This is a genomic window from candidate division KSB1 bacterium (genome assembly GCA_022562085.1).
Lineage (GTDB): Bacteria > Zhuqueibacterota > Zhuqueibacteria > Oceanimicrobiales > Oceanimicrobiaceae > Oceanimicrobium.
In genome coordinates, this window is sequence record JADFPY010000296.1 from 1 (window position 1) to 5,804 (window position 5,804).

The following is a 5,804-nucleotide window of genomic DNA, read 5'->3' on the forward strand; positions in this document are numbered from 1 at the left end:
ATGAACATAGGAAACGGTCTTGGCAAAGTGGGCGGCCCGGCGCTGGCCATCATTCTGTGCAGAATTATACAATTTTTGCAACTCTTCGCGAGCATTGTTGTGTTCATTCATATAAATATAGCTGGTTGCAATACCGAGATAGGAAGCAGTAAATGAAGGATCTTGTTGCAGAGCTTTGCGATAATTTTCAATCGAAGCAGCAAACTTACCAATCTTCAGAAGGAGTTCCGCATAAGAATCATACGGATTCGGATCGTCAGGAATAACTTCGATGTATTTTTTGAAAGTCCGCTCAGAATCTTCATATTTTTCCAAAAAACGGTAAGCGTAGCCGAGTTGATTATAGGGTTGCGAAAACTCAGGATTGATTTTGATTGCCTTCTCATACTGCTCGATGGCATATTTATACTGCTGCTGGCCAAAGTAATGCCCGCCCAGAATATTCTGACAACGTTCGTCATGTGGATATTTCTCAGCTAACTTTTGAAAGAGCTCCCGCTGCTTCACGGGATTTCCATCGGTACCTGCCTTAGCCCCAAGAATCCACCACCTCTCCCCTTCAGACACTGCATCAGCCAGTGAAACTGCTTTTTCCAGGGACGCAAAGAATTCTTTTGTGCTGGTGGACGTAAAAGCCAAACTGAAATGCCCAATGGCAAAATCAGGATCTTCCGCGACGGCTTTCAGAAAGTAAGGCCGGGCATCAAGAGCGCGCAGCTTCTCCTGCAGGTCTCTACCCTGCAAATAAAGTTCGCGCGCTTTTTCGGAGGCGGTGGTAATCGGTAATTTGGCGGCATCATCCGAAGTGGCTGCCGCGCATCCGGACAAAAGAACAGAAAGAGTAAAAACAAGAACGTAACTTACAAACTGCTTGATTCTCATGGTTTTCCTCCATGCTTTAGTTAAAAAATAGGTGATTTAAGAAGGGTCTAAGCTATATACTTAGATAATGAAGAAATTATGCGTTGAAAAGGACGATTGGCAGGATTGGGTTAGTAAGAGGTTGTTTTTGGAAATGAAGAGTCAAGTAGCACCTTAAAAAGGTCTCGCGATTTTCTCCAAAACCAACTTCCGTTTGTCTCGTGAAACCGGTATCTTTAAATTGTTTGCCGCCACTATACATCCACCTTCACCGTCGGTTTCGCCGCTGTGGGTTCGGCGGTATTCTTTGATGTGGCTTAAATTGACCAGATAAGATCGGTGGGTTCGAATGAAATTAAATTCAGCGAGCAGTTCTTCAAACTCCTTTAGAGTCTTGCAGACCAGCTCTATTTTTTCTTTGCCCTCTAAATAAACAGTTGTATAGTTTCCTTCGGCTTTGCAAAAATAGATTTGGTTAATTGAATAAAATTTGACACCGTGTTGAGTAGGAATGCCAATTTTCTGAGGCTGTTTTTCTATAGATTTTAAATTGCTGATAAATGCATTCAGTCTTTCATCAATGTTCTGATCTTTCTTCGTGGATATTCTTTGTTGGGCTCGTTCAACTGAAACCTGTAATTCTTCAACATCGATTGGCTTGAGCAGATAGTCGAGGGCGCAAACCCGAATCGCCCTGATCGCGTATTGATTATGGGCTGTCGTGAAAATGAGTTCAAAATTGACCTCATTAATCTTGCCGAGTAGCTCGAACCCATTTGCGTTAGGCATGACAATATCCAAAAAAACTAAATCCGGCTTGAACTGACGAATCGCTTCAATACCCGATTTTACGGAATCAGCCATCTCAACCACTTCGATATTTTTGCAGTACTCGACTAATAAATTGCGAAGCAGCTTGCGGCTTTTTTCCTCATCATCAATTATAACAGTTCGAATCACTATGCATCCTCAATTGGAATGATTATTTTAACTCTTGTTCCCGTCCCGCCATTTGTTTTTGCAAGATCGATGATCTCCACCCCGCGGCCATTTTTTCTGAGTTCGTTCAAAGTCGCTAATCTTTCTTGCGAAACTTTTAGGCCAACCGGTTTGTGACCGCCATTTTTGTTCTTTGACTTTAAAGCTTTCCGGATGCCGATTCCATTATCTTCAATGATGCAAATTATAGAACTGTCTGCTAAACTTAGGTGAACATCGAGTGTGCCTTTAGAGCGTTTAAATCGTAAACCATGGTAAATGGCATTCTCAACGAACGGCTGAATGAGCAAAGTCGGGATTTCGATATTGTGGGTATCGATTTGGGCATCGACGACAATTTTGTAGTTAAACTTACCTTCAAAGCGCAGCGACTCAAGCTCCAGATACAGTTTCAACGAATCCAATTCTTCCGAAATTGGCAGTTTGGACTTTTCAGCATTATCGAGCACCCTTCGCATGAGTTTGGAAAACTTGGACAAGTAGCGGTAGGCAGCCTTTCGCTCATTACTTGAAATAAAATACTGAATCGAATTGATGGTGTTAAAAACAAAGTGCGGATTCATTTGGGCGCGTAAAGCCTGCAGCTTCAGTTCGGAAATCTTTTTGTTTAGTTCAGCTCTCTTTTTTGCTCTTTCTCTGAGATTCATCACCACAAGCAGCAAAGCCGTCAAACTCAGACAAATCGCTAACCACATGAACCACCACGTTTTCCAAAAAGGCGGGGTAATCAAAATTCGCACCGATGCGCCACGCTCATTCCAAACACCATCGCTGTTCGCGCCTTTTACTCTAAATACGTATTCGCCCGGGTCGAGATTTGTAAAAGTCGCGTAGCGCTGGTTGCCGCTGTAAATCCAATCGTCGTGCAATCCTTCGAGCTGATAAGCATATTGATTTTTTTGTGGATTGGTGTAATCAAGAGCTGCAAATTCAAAAGTGATGAAATTATCTTTATATGACAATTTAAGCAAACCAAATTCGGTTAAAACATCCCCTAATCGAAAACGCTGGTCAAATTTTTTGAAATTTGAGATGACCACGGGAGGAACATTTGGATTATCTTTAACGCTATCGGGATGAAAAACATTAAACCCGTTAACGCCGCCAAAAAACATCTCCCCGCTTTTGCTTTTGAAATAGACGCCGGAATTAAACTCGAAACTTTGCAGGCCATCGTCAATGTCATAATTATTGAAAGTCTCGGTACGAGGATCAAATCTGGAAAGCCCTCTGTTTGAGCTAATCCAGAGATTCCCCTGGTCATCAGCAAGAACGCCGTAAATGACATTATTGGGAAGGCCGTCTCTTGTTGTATAGTGTTTAAAGTCATTTGTCTCCGGGTCAAAGCGGTTGAGTCCGTAATTGGTGCCAATCCATAAAATGCCCGAGGGATCTTCGCAAATCGACATTACATAATTATGGCTTAGACTATTTGCATCCGGGTTGTGCAAATATCTGGAAAAAGTTTCCGTGTGCGCATCAAATCGATTAAGACCGCCGCCAATTGTTCCGATCCAGATGTTCCCATCCATATCTTCAAAAATAGAAGTTACCCCATTACTGCTGAGACTACCCGGGTTTTCCGGATCATTGACATACCGGGTAAATTCCATCTTCTCAGGATCTAGCTTGTTTAAGCCACCTCCCAAAGTTCCGATCCACAAGGTCCCATTTTGGTCAAAGTATAGGGTTTTAATCCGGTTACTGGATAAGCTTTTTGAGTTTTCAGAATCCCATTGATAGCGTTTGAATTTGCCGGTTCTTTTATCAAATCTGTTTAACCCGCCGCCGTTCGTTCCGACCCAAATAGCGCCTGACGGATCTTCTTGAATTGCAAAAACAGCGTCCGAGCTTAAACTAAAAGAATCAGAGGGTTCGTGCTTGAAGACTTGGTAATCGTCACTTTCGGGATCAAAGCGGGTCAGCCCTCCCATCTGCGTTCCGGCCCAGATAAACCCTTCAGAATCTTTGAAAATTGACCAGACCATATTGCCCCCCAAAGCATCCGGATTCCTCAAGTCATTTTTATAATGGGCAAATTTGACTTTATTCGGATCGTACTTGTTGATGCCGCCACCAGAGGTCCCAATCCAAAGAGTTCCTGAATTATCAACCAGCAAGGACATGATCATGTTGTTGCTTAAGCTACTCTGGTTGAGCGGGTCATGAAGAAACCGGCTGAATGTTCCATCTGACCGATTCAATCGATTCAGCCCGCCACTTTCGGTTCCGATCCAAAGATCGCCTTTTTTATCTTCAACGATATTTGAGACAGCGTTCTGGCTCAATGTGCGTGGATCGGTGGGGTCGTTTTGAAAAAGTTTAAATTTGTCTGAAGTTCGATCATATTGCACCAAACCGGCGGTGAAGGTCCCGATCCAGAGCAAACCGTAACTGTCTTCATAGATCGTTGAAATGAACCCAACACTCTCAGCAACTTTAATTTCGAATTTCTCAAAACGCTTTTCATTCCGATTAAAAGTAAACAAACTGCCCTCAGAGTTGCTAACCCAGAGAATATCTTCACTGTCTTCAAAAATTGCGCTAATTCCTTGTGGCCCTGAATTGGCAGGCCCAGCGAGAAAGAATTCATATTGCTCCCCGATTTTATCAAATCCCGCCAAACCATGGCTGGTAGCAAACCAAACAGTCCCCAACTTATCCCGGTAGATTCTTCGTACCGAAATTTCGCTTGATGAACTGACCTCAATTAATTTATCGCGGAAATGTTCGAATATCTCCTTTTCAACATCAAACCTGTCGAGTCCACCTTCTTCGGTTGCGACCCAGATAAAACCATCCTTGTCTTCGCAAAGGCTGCCGATATAATTACCTGAAATGGTGGTCGTATCAAGCGGGTGGTGCCGGTAAATTGTAAAATTGATGCCGTCATATTTGTTCAGGCCATCCTGAGTGCCGAACCACATAAACCCTTGACTGTCCTGCATGATCACAGAAGCAGAACTTTGGGAGAGGCCATGTTCAACCGAAAGACGTTCAAACTTGATTTCTTTGGACTGGCCGGAGAGGTTCACCCATCCTAACAAAAGCAGAATCAAAATTTTCTCGCACGGAATCCGCATGTAACTATATACGAATTTTAGGACAAAATGGAAAGAAATAAATGTGAATAGGGTCGTGTCAAAGTTACTGGATGCATAGGAAAAGCCCTTCAGAATGTACAGAGGGAACTACTGTGCCTAATATTGGCCTTTACCACTTTTCGGACACTTATGATTTAATTTACCGGTAGCTTCTTAACTGTTTCGCTAATCCAGTTTTCTGAGTACCAGATCCCTCGAGCCATGACCCCGACGGGGCTTCTCACATTACGAACGTCGGTTAATGGGTTCTTTCTAAGGAGGATTAGGTCGGCACGATAACCTACATCAACAACTCCGAACGGTATCTCCTCAGCCATGTGTCGAGATATGAACTCGCCCGGATTAACCGTCCCGGCGCGGAGTGCATCAAAAGAAGAAAAACCCGCTTCCACGTAAAGCTCAAGTTCCCTAAGTAATGCGAACCCGGGAACCACCCGGACGCAAGAGATAGAGTTAGCGAAAACACTGCTAATAGGATTAAGTACATATTTCCCTCTGCAGAAATTAAGAAATGGAAAGTCAAAATTTTATCGTACTCTTCATTTAGATAAAGAGTCATGGGAAACTCTGAAAGAATTTAATAAGCTTAAAAGGAAAATGATTAATGAAACGAAAAATAAAAAAACAAAAGAAGATTAAAAGTATGGAAGAAGTAATATTAGACTTTCAAAGAAAAAATATTGAAAGCATATCTTTTAAAACAGAAAATATATCTTCGGTTTTTGTTAGCCTGTTCTAAGCTCTCCCCATGAAGTATTCCACAAGCTTTTTATCAGAAGTCTTCTGCTCTTTTATCTACTCTTTAGATTTGCGCTCTCTTTTCTTAGAGCGCTTCCTTCC

At 42.5% G+C, this 5,804-nt stretch carries 3 protein-coding genes; all 3 read right to left on the reverse strand.

Annotation, left to right across the window (positions count from 1 at the left end; genetic code table 11):
* On the reverse strand, positions 1-882 hold an 882-nt coding region (locus IH879_18465), incomplete at its 3' end, for a tetratricopeptide repeat protein (protein ID MCH7676909.1).
* 153 nt (positions 883-1,035) lie between these two features.
* Entirely contained in the window at positions 1,036-1,821 is a 786-nt protein-coding gene (locus tag IH879_18470; protein ID MCH7676910.1) for a response regulator transcription factor, read from the reverse strand.
* Positions 1,821-4,943: a histidine kinase gene (locus IH879_18475; protein MCH7676911.1), complete on the reverse strand. Its 3,123-nt coding sequence runs from the start codon at positions 4,941-4,943 to the stop codon at positions 1,821-1,823. Before IH879_18475 ends, IH879_18470 begins: the two co-directional genes overlap by 1 nt.
* Positions 4,944-5,804: the final 861 nt, after the last annotated feature.

What these genes read in the sequence shown, in the direction of transcription:
- IH879_18475 (MCH7676911.1), bottom strand. Translation starts at nt 4,943, where the DNA reads ATGCGGATTCCGTGCGAGAAAATTTTGATTCTGCTTTTGTTAGGATGG.